Source organism: Pseudorhizobium sp. NPDC055634 (genome assembly GCF_053618655.1).
Genome location: NZ_JBSHHW010000001.1, coordinates 539,526 through 558,718, shown reverse-complemented (window position 1 = coordinate 558,718; position 19,193 = coordinate 539,526). Strand labels below are relative to the sequence as shown.

General features: G+C 63.0%; 17 protein-coding genes. 7 read left to right on the top strand and 10 right to left on the bottom strand.

Annotated elements, in window-relative coordinates; translation table 11 throughout:
* Window positions 1–230: 230 nt before the first annotated feature.
* Window positions 231–1,448 (top strand): cytochrome P450, encoded by a 1,218-nt coding sequence (locus tag ACWGPT_RS02730; protein WP_452604026.1) that lies wholly within the window; start codon window positions 231–233, stop codon window positions 1,446–1,448.
* A 95-nt stretch (window positions 1,449–1,543) separates the two neighbouring features.
* Here ACWGPT_RS02730 and ACWGPT_RS02725 read toward each other — a convergent pair whose 3' ends face one another.
* Window positions 1,544–2,458, bottom strand: coding sequence for a LysR family transcriptional regulator (locus ACWGPT_RS02725; RefSeq protein ID WP_452604025.1), 915 nt, complete (start codon window positions 2,456–2,458; stop codon window positions 1,544–1,546).
* Between the two features lie 243 nt (window positions 2,459–2,701).
* On the opposite strand from ACWGPT_RS02725, the gene ACWGPT_RS02720 reads away from it, so the two are divergent.
* From ACWGPT_RS02720 to ACWGPT_RS02710, 3 genes are read left to right on the top strand one after another with little or no spacing between them, the layout of a single operon-like run.
* Window positions 2,702–3,436, top strand: coding sequence for an SDR family NAD(P)-dependent oxidoreductase (locus ACWGPT_RS02720; protein WP_452604024.1), 735 nt, complete (start codon window positions 2,702–2,704; stop codon window positions 3,434–3,436).
* A gap of 22 nt (window positions 3,437–3,458) precedes the next feature.
* On the top strand, window positions 3,459–4,544 hold the full coding sequence (locus ACWGPT_RS02715; protein WP_452604023.1) for an alkene reductase: 1,086 nt from the start codon (window positions 3,459–3,461) through the stop codon (window positions 4,542–4,544).
* Window positions 4,545–4,583: 39 nt separating this feature from the next.
* Complete coding sequence (locus tag ACWGPT_RS02710) at window positions 4,584–5,129, top strand: cupin domain-containing protein (RefSeq protein ID WP_452604022.1); 546 nt, start codon at window positions 4,584–4,586, stop codon at window positions 5,127–5,129.
* Between the two features lie 24 nt (window positions 5,130–5,153).
* Here ACWGPT_RS02710 and ACWGPT_RS02705 read toward each other — a convergent pair whose 3' ends face one another.
* On the bottom strand, window positions 5,154–5,519 hold the full coding sequence (locus ACWGPT_RS02705) for a winged helix-turn-helix transcriptional regulator (protein WP_452604021.1): 366 nt from the start codon (window positions 5,517–5,519) through the stop codon (window positions 5,154–5,156).
* Window positions 5,520–5,623: 104 nt separating this feature from the next.
* On the opposite strand from ACWGPT_RS02705, the gene ACWGPT_RS02700 reads away from it, so the two are divergent.
* Window positions 5,624–6,436, top strand: a complete 813-nt coding sequence (locus ACWGPT_RS02700) for an SDR family NAD(P)-dependent oxidoreductase (RefSeq protein ID WP_452604020.1) — start codon at window positions 5,624–5,626, stop codon at window positions 6,434–6,436.
* Window positions 6,437–6,540: 104 nt separating this feature from the next.
* On the opposite strand, the gene ACWGPT_RS02695 is transcribed toward ACWGPT_RS02700, so the two are convergent.
* The 7 genes from ACWGPT_RS02695 to ACWGPT_RS02665 form a co-directional block, all read right to left on the bottom strand.
* Complete coding sequence (locus tag ACWGPT_RS02695; RefSeq protein WP_452604019.1) at window positions 6,541–6,936, bottom strand: RidA family protein; 396 nt, start codon at window positions 6,934–6,936, stop codon at window positions 6,541–6,543.
* A 45-nt stretch (window positions 6,937–6,981) separates the two neighbouring features.
* Window positions 6,982–8,787, bottom strand: a complete 1,806-nt coding sequence (locus tag ACWGPT_RS02690; protein ID WP_452604018.1) for an ABC transporter ATP-binding protein — start codon at window positions 8,785–8,787, stop codon at window positions 6,982–6,984.
* A gap of 2 nt (window positions 8,788–8,789) precedes the next feature.
* Window positions 8,790–9,653, bottom strand: coding sequence for an ABC transporter permease (locus tag ACWGPT_RS02685; protein WP_452604017.1), 864 nt, complete (start codon window positions 9,651–9,653; stop codon window positions 8,790–8,792).
* Window positions 9,650–10,600, bottom strand: coding sequence for an ABC transporter permease (locus ACWGPT_RS02680; RefSeq protein WP_452604016.1), 951 nt, complete (start codon window positions 10,598–10,600; stop codon window positions 9,650–9,652). The genes ACWGPT_RS02685 and ACWGPT_RS02680 overlap by 4 nt, the downstream gene beginning before the upstream one ends.
* A gap of 10 nt (window positions 10,601–10,610) precedes the next feature.
* Window positions 10,611–12,128 carry an ABC transporter substrate-binding protein gene (locus ACWGPT_RS02675; RefSeq protein ID WP_452604015.1) on the bottom strand — a complete coding sequence of 506 codons (1,518 nt, stop codon included), beginning with the start codon at window positions 12,126–12,128 and terminating at the stop codon, window positions 10,611–10,613.
* 66 nt (window positions 12,129–12,194) lie between these two features.
* On the bottom strand, window positions 12,195–13,679 hold the full coding sequence (locus ACWGPT_RS02670) for a M81 family metallopeptidase (protein WP_452604014.1): 1,485 nt from the start codon (window positions 13,677–13,679) through the stop codon (window positions 12,195–12,197).
* Between the two features lie 540 nt (window positions 13,680–14,219).
* Window positions 14,220–15,308 (bottom strand): D-TA family PLP-dependent enzyme, encoded by a 1,089-nt coding sequence (locus tag ACWGPT_RS02665; RefSeq protein WP_452604013.1) that lies wholly within the window; start codon window positions 15,306–15,308, stop codon window positions 14,220–14,222.
* Between the two features lie 187 nt (window positions 15,309–15,495).
* Between ACWGPT_RS02665 and ACWGPT_RS02660 the strand changes: the two genes are divergently transcribed.
* Together ACWGPT_RS02660 and ACWGPT_RS02655 are read left to right on the top strand one after the other, a co-directional pair.
* The gene (locus ACWGPT_RS02660; protein WP_452604012.1) at window positions 15,496–16,359 is read left to right on the top strand and encodes a MurR/RpiR family transcriptional regulator; all 864 of its coding nucleotides are present in this window, start codon (window positions 15,496–15,498) and stop codon (window positions 16,357–16,359) included.
* Between the two features lie 157 nt (window positions 16,360–16,516).
* On the top strand, window positions 16,517–18,181 hold the full coding sequence (locus ACWGPT_RS02655; protein ID WP_452604011.1) for a GMC oxidoreductase: 1,665 nt from the start codon (window positions 16,517–16,519) through the stop codon (window positions 18,179–18,181).
* Here ACWGPT_RS02655 and ACWGPT_RS02650 read toward each other — a convergent pair.
* Window positions 18,141–19,190, bottom strand: coding sequence for an acyltransferase family protein (locus ACWGPT_RS02650; protein ID WP_452604010.1), 1,050 nt, complete (start codon window positions 19,188–19,190; stop codon window positions 18,141–18,143). The genes ACWGPT_RS02655 and ACWGPT_RS02650 overlap by 41 nt on opposite strands.
* Window positions 19,191–19,193 lie beyond the last annotated feature (3 nt).

Below are 19,193 nucleotides of genomic sequence, written 5' to 3'. Positions count from 1 at the left end.
AGAGCGGCCGCAACTTCGAACGTCAGCAGCATCCCCGCAGGGAGCGCAGCCGCAAGGCTGGGTAGGCGCCGTAGTGCGGTCTGACCGCGAGGCGGGCGTGCCCACCAATGGTGAAGGTTTCGGGCCTTCTGCGGCATTACATTTTAAATTGAACCAGCGGGAACTGAAATACGCGGGAGACTTCGCCGCCTGATCTTCCGACCCGACGAGAACCGCTAGAGGAAGACGCCGTGACCCAGCTGGAAATGAATCGAACCGCCGCACAGCCGCCCGTTGTCAGCTTTGAAGAGTTGAACAGCCGGCCGCATGACGTATTCCGGACCTACCGCGGCGACTATCCAGTTATTCAGCGCGACGACGGAGTTTTCTTCGTGCTGAGGGCACGTGACGTTGAGGCTCTCGTTGCCGATCCGCGCACTCGTCAGGTGGCGACGGAACTGTTGGCTGCGCGGGGCTTGACCTCCGGTCCGGTAGTCGATTTTCTAGCCAACACCATGCTTTTTGCCGACGGTGCTGTGCATCGGCGACGCCGCAAGCCGTTGTCCCGATTGTTTGCCTATCGCATGATGGCCGATCTCCGTCCCAGGATACGGGAACTCGCCGAGGACCTGCTCAAGGAGCCGTTGCGTAACGGAACACTGCGTGTGGGCGAAGAGTATGCATCGCTCGTTCCGAGCATTACTATAGCGGCGATCCTGGGCATCCCACGTTCCGACGTGCCGCATTTCACCAAGATCGCCTACGACGTGGCAAGATCCCTGACGACTTCCTGGACGATGGAGGACGTGCCGGGCATCGAGGCCGCGACCGACGAACTCCTTTCGTATACCGCGAACCTAATCGAGGAGCGGCGCCGTTCACCCAAGGACGACTTCCTGTCGACTTATGTGCGAAACGTCGATGACGCGCACGAGTTATCCGCCATCGAGGCAATAAACCAGATTGCCGGCATCATTATTGGTGGTAGTGACACCACCCGTGCTGCGATTGTCATAGAGACCGCTTTGCTGGCGGAGAGGCCCTCGGTATGGGAGGCGGTTTGTCAAGATAGTGATCTTGCAGCACCCGCAGTCATGGAGTGCCTGCGGTTCGAGCCGCCTGTTGCCTCCTTCACTCGTTTCACGTTGGCGGACATCGAGATCGATGGTTACCTCATCCCCAAGGGGCGGCCGCTCGTCATGTCCTCCCTTTCGGCCATGCGTGACCCGGCGGTTTATGACGATCCCGACGAATTCGACATCATGCGTACGCAAGTCCGGTGGCATCCGGTGTTCGGCGGAGGCGCGCACCGATGCCTGGGGGAAGCGCTTGCGAGGATCGAATTGGAAGAGGCACTTCTGGCACTAGCGGCGTCTGGCAAGCGATTGGAACTCGCCGGCGAGCCCTTGAGAGTTCAGGGACACGGCGGCATCCGCCGGGTCGATGAACTGGAAGTTCGCTTCGTTTGAAAAGATAAGCCTCCATTAGGCCTGCAACGCTGCCAAAGCCGGACCCTGCAAAGGGGGGGAGCCGGCAGTGCCGGCGTTCTTGGACTGAAGGCGCGTCAGGAGATGTCGGCTTGCCAGCCTGCTCCGGGCGCGCAGTCCTGCTTCAGGAAATCCACGAAGGCCCGCACGGTCGGCGACAGCACGCGGCGACTGGGAAACACGGTCGAGACTTCGACCGGCGGCATCGACCATTCCGGCAGCACCCTGACGAGCCGCCCACTTTCGAGGTCCTCGCGGCACAGGTATCCCGAGATGATCGCTATTCCGGCGCCGTGCAGGCAAAGCCGATGGATCGTCAGCGCTTCGTTCACGGTGATCCTGGGCGTGAGCCGGACCTCGGCTGTTTCCTCTCCGCGCTTCATGGCCCAGGTTCGCCCCCTGCCGTCGCGTCCCGGCATCTCGATACAGTCGTGGTTTTCGATATCCGAAGGAACGTGGGGCATGCCGCGTTCTTCAAGATATGCGGGCGAGGCGCACATGTATCTCGGCAGTCTGCCGATGCGGCTGGTGATGAGGGAAGAGTCCGTGATCGGACCCATGCGGATCGCCACGTCCACCTGTTCCTGCACGAGTTCAGCCTCTCGGCTGGTGAGATCGAGCAAAACGTTCACCAGGGGATAGCGACGCGTGAAGGCCGGGAGGCACTCCGACAGGACATTGATGCCGAAGCCTATTCCGGCACTGACGCGCAGAAGCCCGCGAGGCTCGTCCGCCAGGCGTGACACGAGGTCGATCGTCTCGTTGGCATCCGCGAGCAGGAGTGCCGACCGGTCTTGAAGCAGTCGCCCCGCCTCGGTCAGGACCACGTCCCGGGTGGTCCGTTGGAGAAGCCGTATCCCCAGCGCGGCTTCCAGTCTCGTGACGCTTCGGCTGACCGTGGATTTCGGCATTGCCAGAGACTTGGCAGCCTTGGAGAAACTCCTCAGGGCTGCCACGCGTTCGAAGATGCGCAGGTCGTTCAAGTCGATCATGTCTTGCCGCTGCCAACCAAGCCCGTCGCCGGAAAGCATCCCGTTTTTCGCCCGAAGCGTCAACGGCGTGCGTGTTCGCGAACACTCTCATCCCATCCTGCGGAGGATTTGTTCCGGAAACGGGACAAAGCTTACACCGCGAGGAACGATCCAAAGCCCGAGTAGCACGTTGTCGGCTCCGTGAAGGACAGGAGACCGCGCCGGATGCCTCGTGGCAGGCGCTTCATCGGAGGAGACCGGAGGATGAAGACGGGCAGGATCGTTGTCGTGACAGGTGCGGCGGGCGGAATGGGAAAGCTCTTCGCCGCCCGCTTCCTGGCAAACGAGGACATCGTCATCGCGAGCGACACGAGCGAGGAAGCGCTGGAAAAGCTGCAGGCGGAACTCGGTCACGAACGGCTGCATGTGAAGCACGGCGACATCAGCGACGAGCGCGACACGCAGGCACTTGCCGATCTCGCGCAAGAGGCGGGCGGCAGGGTCGACGTGCTGGTGAATGCAGCCGGCTGGTTCCCCATCCAGCCTTTCGAGGAGGTCACCGCGGACGATTTCCGCAAGGTCGTCGACATCAATCTCACCGGCACGTTCCTGGTGATCAAGGCGATCTATCCGCTCATGAAGAACGGCTGGGGCCGGATCATCAATTTCGGGTCCGGGTCGACGTTCGTCGGCGTCGCGACGCAGGCTCATTATGTTGCCGCGAAAGCCGGCGTCACCGGCCTTACGCGCAGCATCGCCCGAGCCCTGGGCGGCGAGAACATTACCGTCAACGTCATCACGCCGGGGCTCACGGTGACGCCTGTCGTGAAAAGAACCTTTCCATCGGAACTTCTGGACGCATCGGTGAAGGCGAGGGCGATCCAGCGCGAGGAGATCGCCGAGGATCTGGTCGGCGCCGTGTTCTTCCTCGCGTCACCCGATGCGGATTTCATCTCGGGGCAGACCATCAATGTCGATGGCGGCGCCTTCATGATCTGACACACAACATCCGGAGGAGACCATGACCGATCTTTTTTCGCCGATCACAATCGGCACGATGAACCTGCCCAATCGCGTCTTCATGTCCGCAATGACGCGGACGCGGGCGACCGAAGACAATGTTCCAACGGCACTGATGGCGGAGTATTATTCGCAGCGCGCTGCGGCCGGCCTGATCGTGACGGAATGCACTGCAGTCTCGGCTCAAGGCAAGGGCGTCATCCGCGGGCCGGGGATCTGGCGGCAGGACCAGGTGGAGGGATGGAAACAGGTCACCCGCGCCGTTCACGAGGCGGGCGGGAGAATATACTGCCAGCTCTGGCATTGCGGCCGCGTCGCACATCCGGACATGAGAAACGGAGAGATGCCGGTCGCGCCGTCCGCCATCCCGGCCGAAGGCAGCTTCTTTCTCGACAGCGGACGGGTCGACTTCCCGGTCCCGCGGGCGCTCGAGAGGGACGAGATACCCGGCATCATCCTCGATTTCGCGCAGGCGACGCGCAACGCCCGGCAAGCGGGCTTCGATGGCGTCGAACTGCATGGCGCCAATGGCTACCTGCACGACGAGTTCCTTCAGGACAATGCCAACCGACGTACCGATGAATATGGAGGCTCCGTCGAGAACCGCGCGCGCCTCATCATCGAGACCGCGCAGGCAATGATCGATGCATGGGATGCAAGCCACGTCGGGGTGCGCCTCGGGCCTTCGATACCGCTTTATGGGATCAACGACAGCAACAAGCTTGAGACCTTCAGCACGGTGATCAAGGGCCTGGATGCGCTGCGGCCGGCCTATATCTGCCTTCTGGAGCCAACCGCCAAGGACCTCAAGGAGGGGGTGCAGATCGAGCATGTCGCAAGGACGTTCCGGCCGCTCATCTCGGTTCCGCTTGTCGTCAACACCGGGTTCGACAAACGGTCCGCCGACCGCGTCATTGCGAACGGGGAGGCCGATGCGGTCTCCTTCGGCGTCCCCTTCATCGCCAATCCGGATCTCGTTCAGCGCTTCCGCCTGGATGGACCGATCAACGCGCCGGACCCGCAGACCTTCTACGGCGTCGGTCCGAAGGGATACACGGACTACCCATCCCTGGCCCGGGCATCGTGAGCCGGCTTTCTTCTTTCAGCATCGGAAAAGGATGAAATGATGGACAATCGTGACAGAATGGATGCCGAAGTGAAGCCCATCCCGGCCGATGATCCCGGTCGTGAGCTGACGCATGTCCGCCGAGACGGACCGGGTGTCGAGCACATCCACCTCGCCGGCGGGACCTACACAATTCTGGTCAGCGGCGCAGACACCAACGGCACCTATTGCCTGATCGACATGCTGGTTTCTCCGGGTGGCGGGCCGGCCCCGCATCGGCACGACTTCGAGGAGATGTTCTACCTGCTCGAGGGCGAGGTGGAACTGACTTTCCGGGGCGAAAGAGTTACGGCCAGGGCGGGCGAGACGATCAACATACCGGCAAACGCGCCGCACGCCTTCCGCAACGTCTCGACGCGAGCGGCGCGGCTCTTGTGCATGTGCACGCCCGCCGGCCAGGAGGATTTCTTCCGCCAAGTCGGCAGCCCCGCCGGAAGTGCAGAGGAGCCGGCGCCGAAGCTGACGCCGGACGAACTCAAGGCATTCGTCGCAAAAGCCGTGCGCCTTGCCCCGATCTATCGCTCGGAACTGCTGCCTCCCGCCTGAGGCAAGGGTGACGCATCCCTCATCCTAGCGCTTGCCGTCGAAGCATTCCTGCGCGGCGGCAAGGTCGCCCTGATGATCCACCGCCCAGTCATAGAGGGCCAGGAACGGGTCCTGCAGCGTCCGGCCCAGCGGGGTGATGGAATATTCCACGGCAATGGGGGAAGTGGTCGTGACGCTGCGCGCGATGAGGCCATTGCGCTCGAGCTTTCGGAGCGCCTCGGTCAGCGACTTCTGGGTGATCCCGTCCAGCCGGCGCTTCAGGGCGTTGAAGCGTTTCGGCTCCTCGCAGAGGAAGGTGAGGATCAGGATCGACCACTTGTGCGCAATCTGCTCCAGCACCGGCCTTACGCCCGGAAGCGTATCGAGAACCTGTTCTTCCGTGTAGGCCATCCGGTTTCCTCCATCATACCTAGGATACAACAGGTGCGTAATTGACACCTAGTATACGACATATACCCATGGAGGCCCTTCGTCACCATAGGAAAGAGAGCGCCGTGACAGTCCTTCATTCACCCGAAATCGGCACGGCCATCGTGACCGGTGCATCATCCGGCATCGGCAAGGTCTATGCCGAACGTCTTGCCGCCCGCGGGCACGATCTTGTCCTGGTCGCCCGAAGGCGCGATCGGCTGGAGCAGATCGCAGATGACCTGCAGGCGCGGTTCTCGATCAGGGCGAGGCCCCTGGTGGCCGATCTCTCCACCGGCACGGGGGTCGATGCGGTCACGGACCTCCTGGCGACCGACCCTTCCGTCTCGCTCATCGTCAACAATGCCGGGTTCTCGGCCCTGAGGCCGCTGACGCAGACACCGGAAGACACGGTCAGCAGGATGATCGCGCTCAATGTCACCGCGCTGACGGCGCTCTCCAAGGCGGCGCTTGCCGCGTTCAAGGCGCGCAACAGGGGAACGATCATCAATGTCGGTTCCGGCGCCGGGTTCAGTCCCTATCCGGGCATTCCGGTCTATGGTTCGACCAAGGCCTATGTCTTCCTCTTTACCCAGAGCTTGCAGCAGGAAATCGCGGGAACTGACGTGCGGGTGCAACTCGTGCTCCCCGGCGCTGTCCTGTCGGAGGGCTGGGAGGTCGCCGGTGGAGGGGATCTCGATCCCTTGCCCGACAATCTGGTCATGACGGCCGAAGATTGCGTCGATGCGGCTCTTGCCGGCCTGGACCAGGAGGAAGCCATCTCCGCCCCGTCGCTGCACGACGTCTCCCTCCTGTCGGAATACGTCGCCCTGTCCGGCAGGCTGTTGCAGGCGGTGTTCGATGCGACGCCGGCCGAGCGATACCGGCTGCGCAGATAGCGGGCGGCACCCGCACCATCCTCGCCAACCGAGCGGATAAGTATCCAAAAGATGGCCGCTGCTCGCGGCCATCTTCATGTGCGGAACAGATGGGGAGCCGGTCGTCAGTCCAGCGGCTTGTAGGCGATGACGTCCATCTCGACCTTGGCGTCGACCATCATCGGCGACTGGACGGTGGAGCGAGCCGGCGGGTGGTCGATGAAGTGCTTCTGGAATACCGCGTTGAAGCTCGAGAAATCGCGGGCGTCATCGAGCCAGACGTTGACCTTGACCACGTGCTCCAGCGTGCAGTCCGCAAGGGCGAGGACGGACTTGATGTTGGCGATCACCTGTTCGGTCTGCGCAACGATATTGCCGACGATGACCTCGCCATCGACCGTCGGGACCTGGCCCGAGACGTAGACGAAATCGCCGGCGCGAACCGCCTTGGCGAAGGGGCGGCGCTGGCCGCCGGCCTGGTTATCAGCGACATCGTAGCGGATGAGGTTCTTGCTGCTCATGGTTCGGCTTTCTGTTTTCGTTGGGGCAGGTGCGGCGACGGCGACCTAGGCGATTTCCTGGACGAGATGCCCGGGCGAGACTTCGCGGTAGATCCGTTTCGGCACGACATAGTCGAACGGCCGGACCGGGCTCTTGATCTCCTCGGAAAGCGGCGGCGCCATCTGACCCCGGCGGGTCGGGTCGGGGACGGGCACGGCGGAGATCAGTCGACGGGTGTAGGGATGTTGCGGGTTGTCGAAGATGGCCGCCCGCGGCCCGATCTCGACGATCTCGCCCAGGAACATCACCGCCACGCGGTGGCTCATCCGTTCGACCACGGCCATGTCGTGGGAGATGAAGAGGTATGCCAGGCCGTGCTTCTGTTGCAGGTCCAGGAGGAGGTTGGAGACCTGCGCCTTCACCGTTACGTCGAGCGCCGAGACGGCTTCGTCGGCGACGATGAACTTGGGTTCGAGCGCGAGCGCCCTCGCGATCGAGATGCGCTGGCGCTGGCCGCCGGAGAACTCGTGCGGATGGCGATCGGCCATCGCGGCGGACAATCCCACCTGTTCAAGGAGTTGCGCAACGCGCGCCTTGGCATCCCGGCGGCCCATCAGGCCATGGGCGAGGATCGGCTCGGCGATCGCGGACCCCACCGTGATGCGCGGATTGAGCGACGCGAACGGATCCTGGAAGATCATCTGCGAGGTGCGCCGCATGACGCGCAGGTCGCGTGTTCCGGCTTTCGTCACGTCGTTGCCGTCGATCACGATCGAACCGGCGGCCGGCGTCAGCAGGCGGATGATCGCCCGTCCGGTCGTGGACTTGCCGCAGCCGGATTCACCGACCAGCGAAAGCGTCTCGCTTGGCCGCAGGTCGAAGGATACGTCTTCGACGGCATGGACGCGGCCATTCGGAAGGTCGAAGCGGACCGCGAGATTTTCGACCTTGAGGATCGGCTCGACCGTCTGCGGCACCGGACTTGTCTCGATGCCGTCCGTCGCCTCGCCGGTCAGCGGGTCGACCTCGGGAAAACGTCTCGGCGCGACGGCAGCTCCCATCGTGCCCAGACGTGGAATGGAGGCGAGCAGCGACTTCGTGTAGACGGCCCTCGGCTTTTCGAAGAGGTCTGCGGTCCGGCCGGTCTCGACCATGTCGCCGCGGAACATCACGACGGTGCGATCCGCTATCTCGGCGACGACCCCCATGTCGTGGGTGATGAACAATATCCCCATCTTCTCTTCACGCTGCAATTCGCGCAACAGGTGAAGGATCTCGGCCTGGATGGTCACGTCGAGCGCCGTCGTAGGCTCGTCGGCGATGAGCAGTTTTGGCCGACAGGCAAGCGCCATGGCGATCATGACGCGCTGGCGCATGCCGCCAGAGAACTTGTGCGGATATTCGTTGAGCCGGGCCTTCGCCGCCGGAATGCGGACGCGTTCCATCAGGCGCAGGGCTTCCGCTTCCGCTGCCTTCCACGACAGCCCGCGATGCAGGACGAGCGCCTCGGCGATCTGGTTGCCGATCGTGAAGACCGGGTTGAGCGACGTCATCGGCTCCTGGAAGATCATCCCGATCGAACCGCCGCGGATGGAGCGCATGGTCTTTTCGCTCGCCTTCAGGAGGTCCGTTCCATCGAGCAGGATCCGGCCTTCCGTGCGCGAGCGCCCGGCGGGAAGAAGACGCATGGCAGACAGGGCTGTCACGCTTTTGCCAGAACCGGACTCGCCGACGATGGCAACCGTTTCGCCGGCGTCGACATGCAGGTTGATGTCGCGAACGACCGTCTTCCATCCCTGCGGCGTCTTGAAGGAGGTCGTCAGGTTCTCAACCGCAAGTACCGGCCGGGCGATGATCGTGGAATTGGTCATGATCAGGCTTCCTTGGCCAGTCTCGGGTCGACGAGATCGCGCAGACCGTCTCCCAGCAACTGCAGGGAAAGGACGGAGAACACGATCGCAAGTCCTGGAAACACCATCAGCCAGGGAGCATTGTTCATATACTCGCGGCCGGATGCCAGCATCGTGCCCCAGGTCGGCATGTCTGTGGATACGCCGACGCCCAGGAAGGAGAGGCTCGCTTCGGCCAGCATCGCGGATGCGAAGACGAAGGTCGCCTGGACCAGGATGGGGGAGGCGAGGTTCAGGAGAACGTGGCGGACAAGGATCTGCCAGGTCGGCAGACCCATGGCGACGGCCGCTTCGATATAGGGCAGTTCGCGCAGGACGAGCGTCGAGCCGCGTACGATGCGGGCAAGGCGCGGCGCATAGGTGATCCCGAGTGCCAGGATCACCGTCGAAAGCGATGGACCGAGCGCCGCTACCAGTGCGATCGCCAGCAGGATGTCCGGGAAAGACATCATCGCGTCGAGCAGGCGGGAGATCGGTGCGTCGAGGCGTCGGAAGAAGCCGGCGGCCACTCCGAGGATCACGCCGAGCACGGTGGAGATGAGGACGACCCCCAGGCTGACGAGCAGCGAGATCCGCCCGGCAAAGACGGCGCGGGAGAAGATATCGCGTCCGAATTCGTCCGTCCCGAAGAAGTGCGCCATCGACGGGGGCTGGAGCTTGTTGACGATCGAGAGCTTGTTCGGCGCGTAGGGCGCCACCCAGGGCGCGAGAAGGGCGGCGAGGACGACAAGCGCGAGGATGATGGCGCCGACGAGGATGGTACGGTTGCCGAAAAGGCGGCGAAGACCGGAGGCGAGAGGCATGGAGACGGAGGCCATGGCGGTCATTGGCGCACCCGCGGATCGACGAGGATATAGAGCATGTCTACAACGAAATTGATGAGCACATAGATGGCGGCCACGACGAGCAGGGCTCCCTGGATCACCGGATAATCGCGTCTCAGCACCGCGGAGACGACGAGGTTTCCGATGCCGGGAAGGCCGAAGACGGTTTCCGTCACCACCGCGCCCGCCACGAGCATGGCGACCGACAGCCCGATGACGGTGATGATCGGGATCAGCGCATTCTTCAATGCGTGCTTCAGGATCACGCGACCTTCGCCGGCGCCCTTCGCCCGTGCGGTACGGACATAGTCGTCGCCGAGGACGTCGAGCATGGCGGCGCGGGTGAAGCGCGTGATCAGCGCGGAATTGACGATGCCGAGGGCGACGGCCGGGAGAACGAGATGGTGCAGCCGTTCGAGGAGCGGCGTGTCGGGCCCGCCGTAACCGGAGGCGGGAAACCAGCCCTGGCTGACCGCAAACACCTGGATCAGCAGCAGGCCGAGCCAGAAGCTCGGAATGCTCGCCGCCACCATGGTGAGCGTCACGACGATCTGGTCGAAGATCGTGCCGCGCTTGACGGCGGACAGGATTCCGACCGGCAGAGCAATCGCGATGGCGATCAGGATGGAGAACAGGGTGAGAAAGAAGGTCGGCTCAGCCCGTGCGGCAAGGGCCGTGGTCACGGGCTGATTGAGGAAGATCGACTGACCAAGGTCGCCCTGCAATATGCCCAGGACGAACTGGCCATACTGCAGGAGGAGCGGCGCATCGAGCCCCAGGCGGGTGCGCAGTTGCGCGATGTCTTCCGGGGTCGCATCCGACCCCAGCATGACGGCGGCAGGATCGCCGGGCGTGACGCGAACGATGATGAAGACCACCGTCACGACCAGGGCGAGCACGATTGCCATACCTCCCAGCCGTTTCAACAGTGCCTGTGCGACCCTTGCCATGGTTCGGTCCTTACTTCTTCGGGCTTACGTTCCAGAAATGCGGCCAGTAGGTGGGCTCATAGCCTTCAATGCCATCGGCGAGACCGGAAACTGCGTTGAAGTTGCCAACCTTGTAGAGCGGCGCGTCATCGTAGATGACGGTCTGGATGCCTTCCCATGCCTGCTTCTTGGCGTCGTCGGTCGTGGCGTCCATGTAGGTCGCGACCGCCTTGGCCTTCTGCTCGGACACATACCAGCCCGGATAGCTGTCCGTGATGGTGTTGATGGTCGTCGGATCGCCCGGGAAGTTCGAGTGGGTGATGAAGATGTCCCATTCCTTCGGATCGGCGCGACGGGTCGTGAGCGTTGCCCAGTCGACCACCTGCAGGTCGACCTTGAAGCCCGCGGCTTCGAGGTAGGCCTTGGCAACTTCGCCGATCTTGTAGTGGAATTCGTACTGGCGGCTGGTCATGAGGCGCAGGGGCGTGCCGTCATAGCCACCCTCTTCCAGAAGCTTGGCGGCCGCTTCCGGATCGCCTTCGCCATAGCGCTCGACGCCGGCTTCGGTGTGCCAGAAGGAGCTTTCCGGGAATATCGAGGCGTCGACGCTGAAGAAGCGATCATCGGAGAAGGCGGCCAGCATCATGTCGTTCGGGTTGAGCGCAGCCTGTACGGCCTGGCGGAATTCCTTCTTAACGAGAAGGCCTTCCTTCATGTTCATGTTCATCGACGCCCAGCCGGCATCCTTGAAAATCACCGGCTTGGCCTTGCGGCTCTGCTCGACCCGCTCATAGGCGCTCACGGGAAGCGCATCGGCGTAGTCGAATTGTCCGGAGATCAGGCCTTCGACGCGGGTATTGGCGTCGGGAACGGGCACGAAGCGGATTTCCTTGGCGATCGCCTCGCGCTTGCCGGCATAGTTGCTGACTTCGCCTTCCGGAGACTTGTAATCCTCGAAACGGACGAGCTGCGTGTACTGGTCGGGCTTCCGCTCCTTCAGCGCATAGGGGCCGGTGCCGACGAATTCGGTCAGCGTGTCGGCGATCTTTTCGGACGGCATGATGACCGAAGCCTGCGACAGCGTGGCGAGCAGGGGCGCGTAACGCGACTTCAGCTTGATCACGACGGCATTGTCGCCGTCTTCCGTGATGTTCTCGACGATTTCCGCGACCTGCTTGCCCTTGGAGTTGATCGCCATCCAGCGCGTGAGCGACGCGGTCACGTCCTTGGCGTCGAAGCTGCTGCCATCGTGGAAGGTCACCCCTTCACGCAGCGGGATGCGGTAGGTGAGCCCATCTTCGGAAAGCTCCGGCATGCCGGCTGCCAGCAGCGGTACGGATTTCCACTGCGCATCATAGGTGTAAAGCGTCTCGAAGATGTGCTGGTCGATGGTGAGGACGATATCGGTGGGCGTCTGCATGACGTCCAGCGTCGGCGGTTCGCCGATCGTTGCCACCGTCAATACGCCTTCGCTCGCCTGCGCCAGGGCCAGGCTGCTGGTGCCGGCAAGCGCTGCCGCGGTCATTAGAACAAGTGCACTCTTTTTCATGGTAACTCCCCTTCGTTGCATCAAGTGGTTCTTCAGTTCCGGCCGGCTTTCCTTCCGGCCGGAAGTTCAGGCATGGTCCAGTCCCAGCGGATCGGCGACGCGCGGCCAAAGTTCGAGACTCGCCTTTCGGTAAGGCGTTGTCGCCGGGTCGGTGGGATAGGAGGTCGGCGCGGCGATGTAGACGATCTCGGACGAGATCGGCTGGAAGCCCGCATAGAAGTGGTTGGTCGACTTGATCAGCAGATAAGCCTTCCCGGAGACGTCGACGCCCTGGTTCGTAAAGATGTCGGGCTCGTAGGTCTGCGTGCGGCTGGTGATCAGCACGATGTCGATATTGGTGCCGACCGGGCGCACGACGGCTGTGCTGCCGAGCGTTACCCGGCTGTTGCGGAAGCTCTGCGATCCGGCGTCGAATACCTTCTCGACAGTCACCCTGAGGTCGAGTGGATCGCCACCCTCAGGGGCCGACTTTCCGCCGAGGCGCAGATTGAGCTGCGCTCCCTCTCCCGCCGCATGGCAGAAGCTGACGGCGATCGGATCCCATATGGTCGCCACGGCGAAATCATCCATGCCGCGTTCCATCATCCGGCGCAGGATGTGCGTCGCGTCGCCCGCCACGCCGCCGCCGGGATTGTCCCAGATGTCGGCGATCGTGACCGGCCTTTGCGACTGGGCGGTGCGGATCGCCACCGCATGGTCCAGGCCTGCCTCGGTATCGAACATCGGCATGGCCGTCGTCTTGCGCAGGCCATAAAGCTCGTGCCCCAACCGGGCGGCCGTAGCGTCGCCCTTTGCCTTGTCGTTGTCGGTTACGACGACGATGCGTGTACCCATGTCGGGCAGGTCGCCCGCCATGAAGCCGTGGATGACGGAGGCGGAGAGGATCCCGTCCGTCCCTTCCATGGCCTTGAGGCGGTCCACAAACGATCGCATCGGTTCGCGGCTGGTCGGGAAGATGGTGATCATCCGGCAATCAAACGTGGAAATGACCGGCTTGATCTCGCCGCGCAATGTACGGAGCGCCAGATCGACGACATGCTCGCCCCGCTCCTCGAAATCCGTGTGGGGGAACTCGAGGAAGGCGGCCATGATGTCGAGATTGGCGACGCGCAGCGCCGTCAGATGGCTGTGCGGGTCGAATTCCGCCGCGATCAGGACCTCTTTGCCGACGATTTCCCGGACACGGGAAAGAAGGTCGCCTTCCGGATCGTCATAGCCCTGGGCGGCCATGGCGCCGTGCAGGCCGAGCACGACACCATCGACTGGCAGTGCTGCCTTCAGTTCGGAAAGGATCAGGTCGCGGAGCGTTTCGTAGGTCCGGCGCTGGATGAGGCCCGCGGGCTCTGCCCAGCAGGACGTGCCCTCGATGACGGTGAAGCCTTCCTCCCGTCCGCGGCGGCGCAGGATGGGTACGACCGAAGAGCAGAGCGTCGGAGTGTCGGGGTGCTCGCCCGGTGCAGCATAGAAGGCTGCCTTGAAGGCATTCATGTCTGTTGGAACGGGGGAGAAGGTATTTGTTTCGGTTGCCAGCGAGGCGGTGAAAATGCGCATTTTACTCTAGTTCCGAATACACTCCGGCCTTCGGGCCGTCACTAACCGGTCCGCCGCCGTGGTTCTGTTTTTCTGTGTGCAAATCCCCGAACTGGCGGACTGGTCGGCGTCTTGTTCAGCCGCAGCCGCGCTATCCCCGGTTCTCGATCTTCCGTCGTCTTCTGTTCACCCGCTCACCGTCTCGGTGTAATTTATTTTCTTCATAATGCGTCAAAAACGTTCCAAGTCAATGTTGCCTGGTCGTAACAGTGGGGATTGTGTAACAAATTTTCTTATACGGGAAAAATCTGCGAAATTTTCATCAGGCGCTCGCTTGGTCGGAGTCGCTATTCGAACGACCTGGATCGGGCAATCGCTTGGATAATCATGGCGGTCACACAGGCCGGATCGTTTTGAAGGTGGCCTGCAGGCATCGCTAGAGGTCACTAGAGAATGAAAAAGCGCGCCCATAGGAGGCGCGCCATTTTCATGGTTTTGCCCGTAGCCGGTCGGCCGGGCATTCAACGCCTCTCGAGGGAGGGTAAGAAAATGTAACGCAGATCACCAGACGGTGCCGCGCGCGTCTACCTTCTCGACCCGCGTGACGATGCCGCCCCGGTGAAAGACCATGCGGTCGAAAAGGTTGGTCACGACGCATGTGTGGTTCGGAACCACTCTCACCATGGTTCCGATCTCCGGGAAGGCGCTGCTGCACTGCGAAAGGTCGACCACCGCATGCTCTTCCGACAGCGACACGATCCGGGCTCTTTCGAAGCCGTCGATCGCTCCGAAATCGGCAAAGCCGAGAAGGTCGGAGGTCAGGGCCTTGGAGCCGCAATCGAGCACGGCCCTGTCGGGTGCCGGGCGCGAGACCACGGTGGCAAGGACGTGCATGGCGAGGTCGTCCGAGCTGCAGTGACCAGCGCGAACCATGCTTCGGTCGTTGTAGACATAGGTGCCGGCCCGATGTTCCGTCGCAGAGGGCACGAGATGGGCGGCGAAGAGATCCGGCGATCCGCCGCTGGAGCGGACGGGGCAGTCGATGCCCTTCTCTGACAGGAGCGCCATGGTTCTGGCGAGGAAAGCCTCGACCTCGGTGGCGCCGCCGATTGCCGGATAGGTCATGACGCCGCCGAAGCGCAGGCCGGGGGCGGCTGCGATCTTCTCCGCGAGCGCGACCGCCGCCTCCGGCGACTGCACGCCGCAACGCCGGGCACCCGTGTCGCATTCGATCAGGACGGTGAGGGGACGGTCTGCCGCGAAGGTAGAAGCAAGGCCGGCAACGGTGATCTCGCTGTCGGCAACCACTGCAAGTTTCGCCATCCGGCTATTGAGGGCCTTCAGCCGTGCGAGCTTCGCCTGCCCCAGAATGTTGTAGGTGATCAGGATGTCGTCGAAGCCGGCATCGGCAAAGACCTCCGCCTCGGTCACCTTCTGGCAGTTGATGCCGACAGCGCCGGCTTCGATCTGCTGGCGGGCAACGGCTGCGATCTTGTGGGTCTTGATATGAGGCCGGAATGCCTTGCCGTGCTGATTGCAATAGGCCTGCACGCGCGCGATGTTGGCGGCCAGGCGATCCTCGTCGATGACCGGCATGGGCGTTGCGATCTGGTCGAGCGGAGTGCCGGCTTGCGGCCAAGGGTAGGTCATTCTGGTCCTCGTTGGAAAAGACGCGCTGCCGGTGCATCACGGAAAGCGCAGGAAGTTGCATTTATTTTCTTTGCCGGGGGCAAACAGTTTGATGCCCGTCTCTATAATGCTATCAAAAGAGCGGCAGTGAAATTTATTTTCAGCGGATTTCGTTTTTTCCACCGCCGCGGTTACAGGGTACGCTCGAATGGACTTGTTTCATGCGCTTTCCAACGAGGACGGCCGACTTTCCGCCCTGGAGGCCAAGCTTGCGCAGTTCGCGCTGGAAAACGTGGATTTCGTCGTCAACTCTTCCATCGTCGAACTCGCTGAGCGGGCAGGCGTCTCACCCCCGACGGTCACCCGTTTCTGCCGGCGGCTGGGTTGCCAGGGTTATTCGGACTTCAAGGTTCAGCTTGCCAAGCTCGCCTATGTCGGGCTGCGCTACCTGAAACCGGAAGCGCCGACGGCAACCGCCGAAGAAGTGGCGCACGATATCGTCTCGAAGGCGCAGAACGCACTGTTCGAACTGCACCGGCAGCTCGATCTCGCGGCAATCGAAAAGGCGGCGCATATCCTGCGGGCGGCCGAGTTCATTCAGGCCTTCGGTGCCAGCGGCAACTCGACGATGATCGTCAATGAGTTGCACAATCGCCTTTTCCGTCTCGGCTGCCGCATCAACGCGTCCAACGATTACGGCATGAACCTGATGATTTCGGCGGCGGCGCAGCCCGGAACGGTGGTGTTCGGGTCGTCCTTCACCGGTCGCGACATGGGCCTCGTCCATTGCCTGGAGCTTCTGCGCCGGAACGGGATCCCGACCATCGTGATGACCCAGCCCAATTCCCCGGTTGCGGCGGCCGCGGACGTGGTGATCGCGATCGAGATGCCGGAAGGAAAGAACATTTTCCGCCCGACATCGACGCGCTACGCCTATCTTGCCGCGATCGACATCCTGGCCAACATGGTTGCCTATGCCGATCGCAACAAGGCGCTCAGATCACTGCGAAGAATCAAGGAGGAACTCGTGCGTAACCGGGATGGCGACGACCGCCAGCTTCTCGGGGACTAAGTGCCGGCGAAGGACCTCGGAAGCCCGAGGCGTCAGCGACAGATCAATAGGACTTGTCGGAGCGACGATGGTTTTCCCCGCCGCCATCAGGTCTATATGAAAGAGGATGCAGGAACTGCATGCCGATCGAGCAAATGCGTTCTGAGAATGACGTCCAATGATCATATCTGATGGCCTAACCTCTCTGCCGACGGCAGACGTCTGCATCGTCGGAGCGGGGCCCGTCGGCCTTGCGCTGGCCTTCAAGCTCGAGACACTGGGGCGAACCGTCCTCGTGCTCGAAAGCGGACCCTCGGCGCCTTCGCTAGGTTTGACCGAATTCACGGCGGGCAATCATGCTCAACCCGCCCTGTCCACCTCTCGCGGGATTGGCGGAACCTCGGCGCTGTGGGGCGGGCGTTGCGTGCCCTTCGACGACCTCGACTTCCAGCCGCGTTCCCATGTGCCCTATTCCGGCTGGCCGATCCCGCATTCCAGCGTTTCGCGGCACTATGCGGACGCAGCGCGGTTTCTTCAGGCCGGTGAGGTCGGCCTTCCGCCAGGCACACGGGGCGAGGAGGAGGACGAAGGCGACGAGGGCTTCACGCTCGACGCGGTCGAGACATGGAGCAGGAAGCCGGCGATCGCGCCTCTCTACGAGCCCGGATTGATCCACTCGCAGAAGATCACGCTCGTCACCGGCGCCGCCGTCACCGGGTTGGTGCTGGGGGAGAACGGCCGGGTGAAGGCACTGCGCCTGGACGGAAGGGGCGACGTTCCCATGCCGAACCAGGTCGTCCTGGCGGCCGGAGGCCTGGAGACTGCAAGGCTGCTTCTGGCTCTCCAGGGGGAGCATCCCGCGTTGCTTGGTGGTCCGGAGGGACCGCTCGGCCGCTTCTACCAGGGACACCTCACCGGATATCTCGCCGTCGCCCATCTGGAAGACGGGGCGATCATCCGGAAGTTGTCCTTCGCATCGGACGGACATGGCCATCGCAGTCGTCGGCGTCTTCAGCCCAGCGAAAGGCAGCAGACGAGCGAGGAATTGCTCAACATCGTGTTCTGGCTCGACGCGATCTCGATCTCGGACCCTTCGCACGGCTCGGGCCGACTGTCGCTGCTCTATCTGATCCTGAAGTTTACCGGCACCTATCGGTGGCTCTCGCAGGGGCTCGCTCCCCGTTCCGGGCCGACGAAGCCGGAAGAGGCCTTCCGTCACCTTCGAAACCTGAAGCTCCGGGACGCCTCGCCGGCGCCGATCCTCCGAATGCTGAGGCATCTCTGGAATGACGGCGAGCGGGGGATGCTGATGAGATCGTCCGGACGATTTCTGTTGCGGTACCACGCCGAGCAGGCGCCCAATGCGGAAAGTCGGGTGAGGCTGCGGGAGGGGGACGGAGGAGCGTCCACTCTCCAGGTCGACTACCGTGTCGAGGATCGGGACATCGTCTCGGTCATCAAGTCTCACCAGCTGCTCGACGAGTGGCTGAGGGCGAAAGGCTATGGACGGTTGGAATATCTCCAGCCCGACGAGGAGCGTTTCCGCAGCGTCCTTGCCCAGGCTTTTGACGGCTACCACCAGATCGGCCTGGCGCGCATGTCGGAGGATCCGGGGCTCGGCGTCGTCGACAAGGAATGCCGCGTGCACGGAATCGATAACCTCTACCTTGCCGGCGCTTCCGTATTCCCGACCGGGGGTCACGCCAATCCGACGCTTCCCGCCGTCGCCCTGGCGCTTCGGCTGGCGGAGCATCTGGCCGGGGTAACCGAGCAGGCAAGACCGGCCGCCACAATGCAGGAGGCTAGGGGGCGGGAGGAGGCGTTACCGCATAGTCGGCCCTGAAGCGGCGGCGCTTCACCAGCCGCTGGATCGGCTTTTCGATCATCTCGTAGGCCACGACCCCCGCCAGAGTGCCGGCGACGATGCCCGCCGCGGCGACGGCCGGGGCCGGCAGGTGAAGACTGAAGCCGACCTTGGTGACGACCGCCAGAGCGAACGTGTGCCAGAGATAGGTGGAATAGGAAGCATCGCCGAGATAGGCGAGCATCGGGAGGCTGGGCAGCTTCCTCCCCGTCTCGACGGCAAGGGTGCCTGCCACCAGCAAGACGGCGAGCGGGCCGCAATTCCAGGCGCCGAACTCCATCCGGCCCAGTTCGATAATGCCGAAGCCGATGAGAGCTGCAAGGATCATCGCCACGCCCGCTCCGGGACCAGGCGTGATCCCTCGCAGCCACAGTCGTCCCAGCCATGCGCCGGCGGCGAACTCGAGGATGATCGGTTGCATGTAGAATTGCAGCAGCGGGTTTTGAGGATGCGCAACGGCTCCTACGACGACCAGCACGAGCAGCGTGCCGGCGAGCCAGGGCAATTGCCTCCCCGGCGGCGCAAGGAGGGCCATCGCGAAGACGAGGTAGAAGAAAATCTCGTAGTTCAGGGTCCATCCCTGCACAAGCACCGGCCAAAGATGGCCGCCGTTCGGGGACGGGATGGGCACGAAAAGGTACGACCCGAGGACGTGAAGGGGCTCGATCTGCAGGTTTGGAAACAGTCCGGCGACGGCGCCTGCAAGCATTACCGCGGTCGCGATCCAGTAGCTGGGGACGATGCGCAGCAGCCGGTCGCGCAGGAATTGCAGCGGCCTGACGGGGCGCCTTGCGGCTATCACCATCATGATGAAGCCGCTGACCACGAAGAAGACATCGACGCCCGCCGCACCGATGTTGAAATGGAGACCCGTGCGCTCGGCCGCGTGGAACACGACCACCGCACAGGCGGCGATGGCGCGCAGGTACTGGATGCCGTAGAGCGTCGTTGCCGGAGGGGTGGTGCTCGGGTAGCGGATGGACGACATCTC

What these genes read in the sequence shown, in the direction of transcription:
- ACWGPT_RS02725 (WP_452604025.1), bottom strand. Translation starts at nt 2,458, where the DNA reads ATGATCGACTTGAACGACCTGCGCATCTTCGAACGCGTGGCAGCCCTG.
- ACWGPT_RS02720 (WP_452604024.1), top strand. Translation starts at nt 2,702, where the DNA reads ATGAAGACGGGCAGGATCGTTGTCGTGACAGGTGCGGCGGGCGGAATG.
- ACWGPT_RS02715 (WP_452604023.1), top strand. Translation starts at nt 3,459, where the DNA reads ATGACCGATCTTTTTTCGCCGATCACAATCGGCACGATGAACCTGCCC.
- ACWGPT_RS02710 (WP_452604022.1), top strand. Translation starts at nt 4,584, where the DNA reads ATGGACAATCGTGACAGAATGGATGCCGAAGTGAAGCCCATCCCGGCC.
- ACWGPT_RS02705 (WP_452604021.1), bottom strand. Translation starts at nt 5,519, where the DNA reads ATGGCCTACACGGAAGAACAGGTTCTCGATACGCTTCCGGGCGTAAGG.
- ACWGPT_RS02695 (WP_452604019.1), bottom strand. Translation starts at nt 6,936, where the DNA reads ATGAGCAGCAAGAACCTCATCCGCTACGATGTCGCTGATAACCAGGCC.
- ACWGPT_RS02690 (WP_452604018.1), bottom strand. Translation starts at nt 8,787, where the DNA reads ATGACCAATTCCACGATCATCGCCCGGCCGGTACTTGCGGTTGAGAAC.
- ACWGPT_RS02685 (WP_452604017.1), bottom strand. Translation starts at nt 9,653, where the DNA reads ATGACCGCCATGGCCTCCGTCTCCATGCCTCTCGCCTCCGGTCTTCGC.
- ACWGPT_RS02680 (WP_452604016.1), bottom strand. Translation starts at nt 10,600, where the DNA reads ATGGCAAGGGTCGCACAGGCACTGTTGAAACGGCTGGGAGGTATGGCA.
- ACWGPT_RS02675 (WP_452604015.1), bottom strand. Translation starts at nt 12,128, where the DNA reads ATGAAAAAGAGTGCACTTGTTCTAATGACCGCGGCAGCGCTTGCCGGC.
- ACWGPT_RS02670 (WP_452604014.1), bottom strand. Translation starts at nt 13,679, where the DNA reads ATGCGCATTTTCACCGCCTCGCTGGCAACCGAAACAAATACCTTCTCC.
- ACWGPT_RS02665 (WP_452604013.1), bottom strand. Translation starts at nt 15,308, where the DNA reads ATGACCTACCCTTGGCCGCAAGCCGGCACTCCGCTCGACCAGATCGCA.
- ACWGPT_RS02660 (WP_452604012.1), top strand. Translation starts at nt 15,496, where the DNA reads ATGGACTTGTTTCATGCGCTTTCCAACGAGGACGGCCGACTTTCCGCC.
- ACWGPT_RS02655 (WP_452604011.1), top strand. Translation starts at nt 16,517, where the DNA reads ATGATCATATCTGATGGCCTAACCTCTCTGCCGACGGCAGACGTCTGC.
- ACWGPT_RS02650 (WP_452604010.1), bottom strand. Translation starts at nt 19,190, where the DNA reads ATGTCGTCCATCCGCTACCCGAGCACCACCCCTCCGGCAACGACGCTC.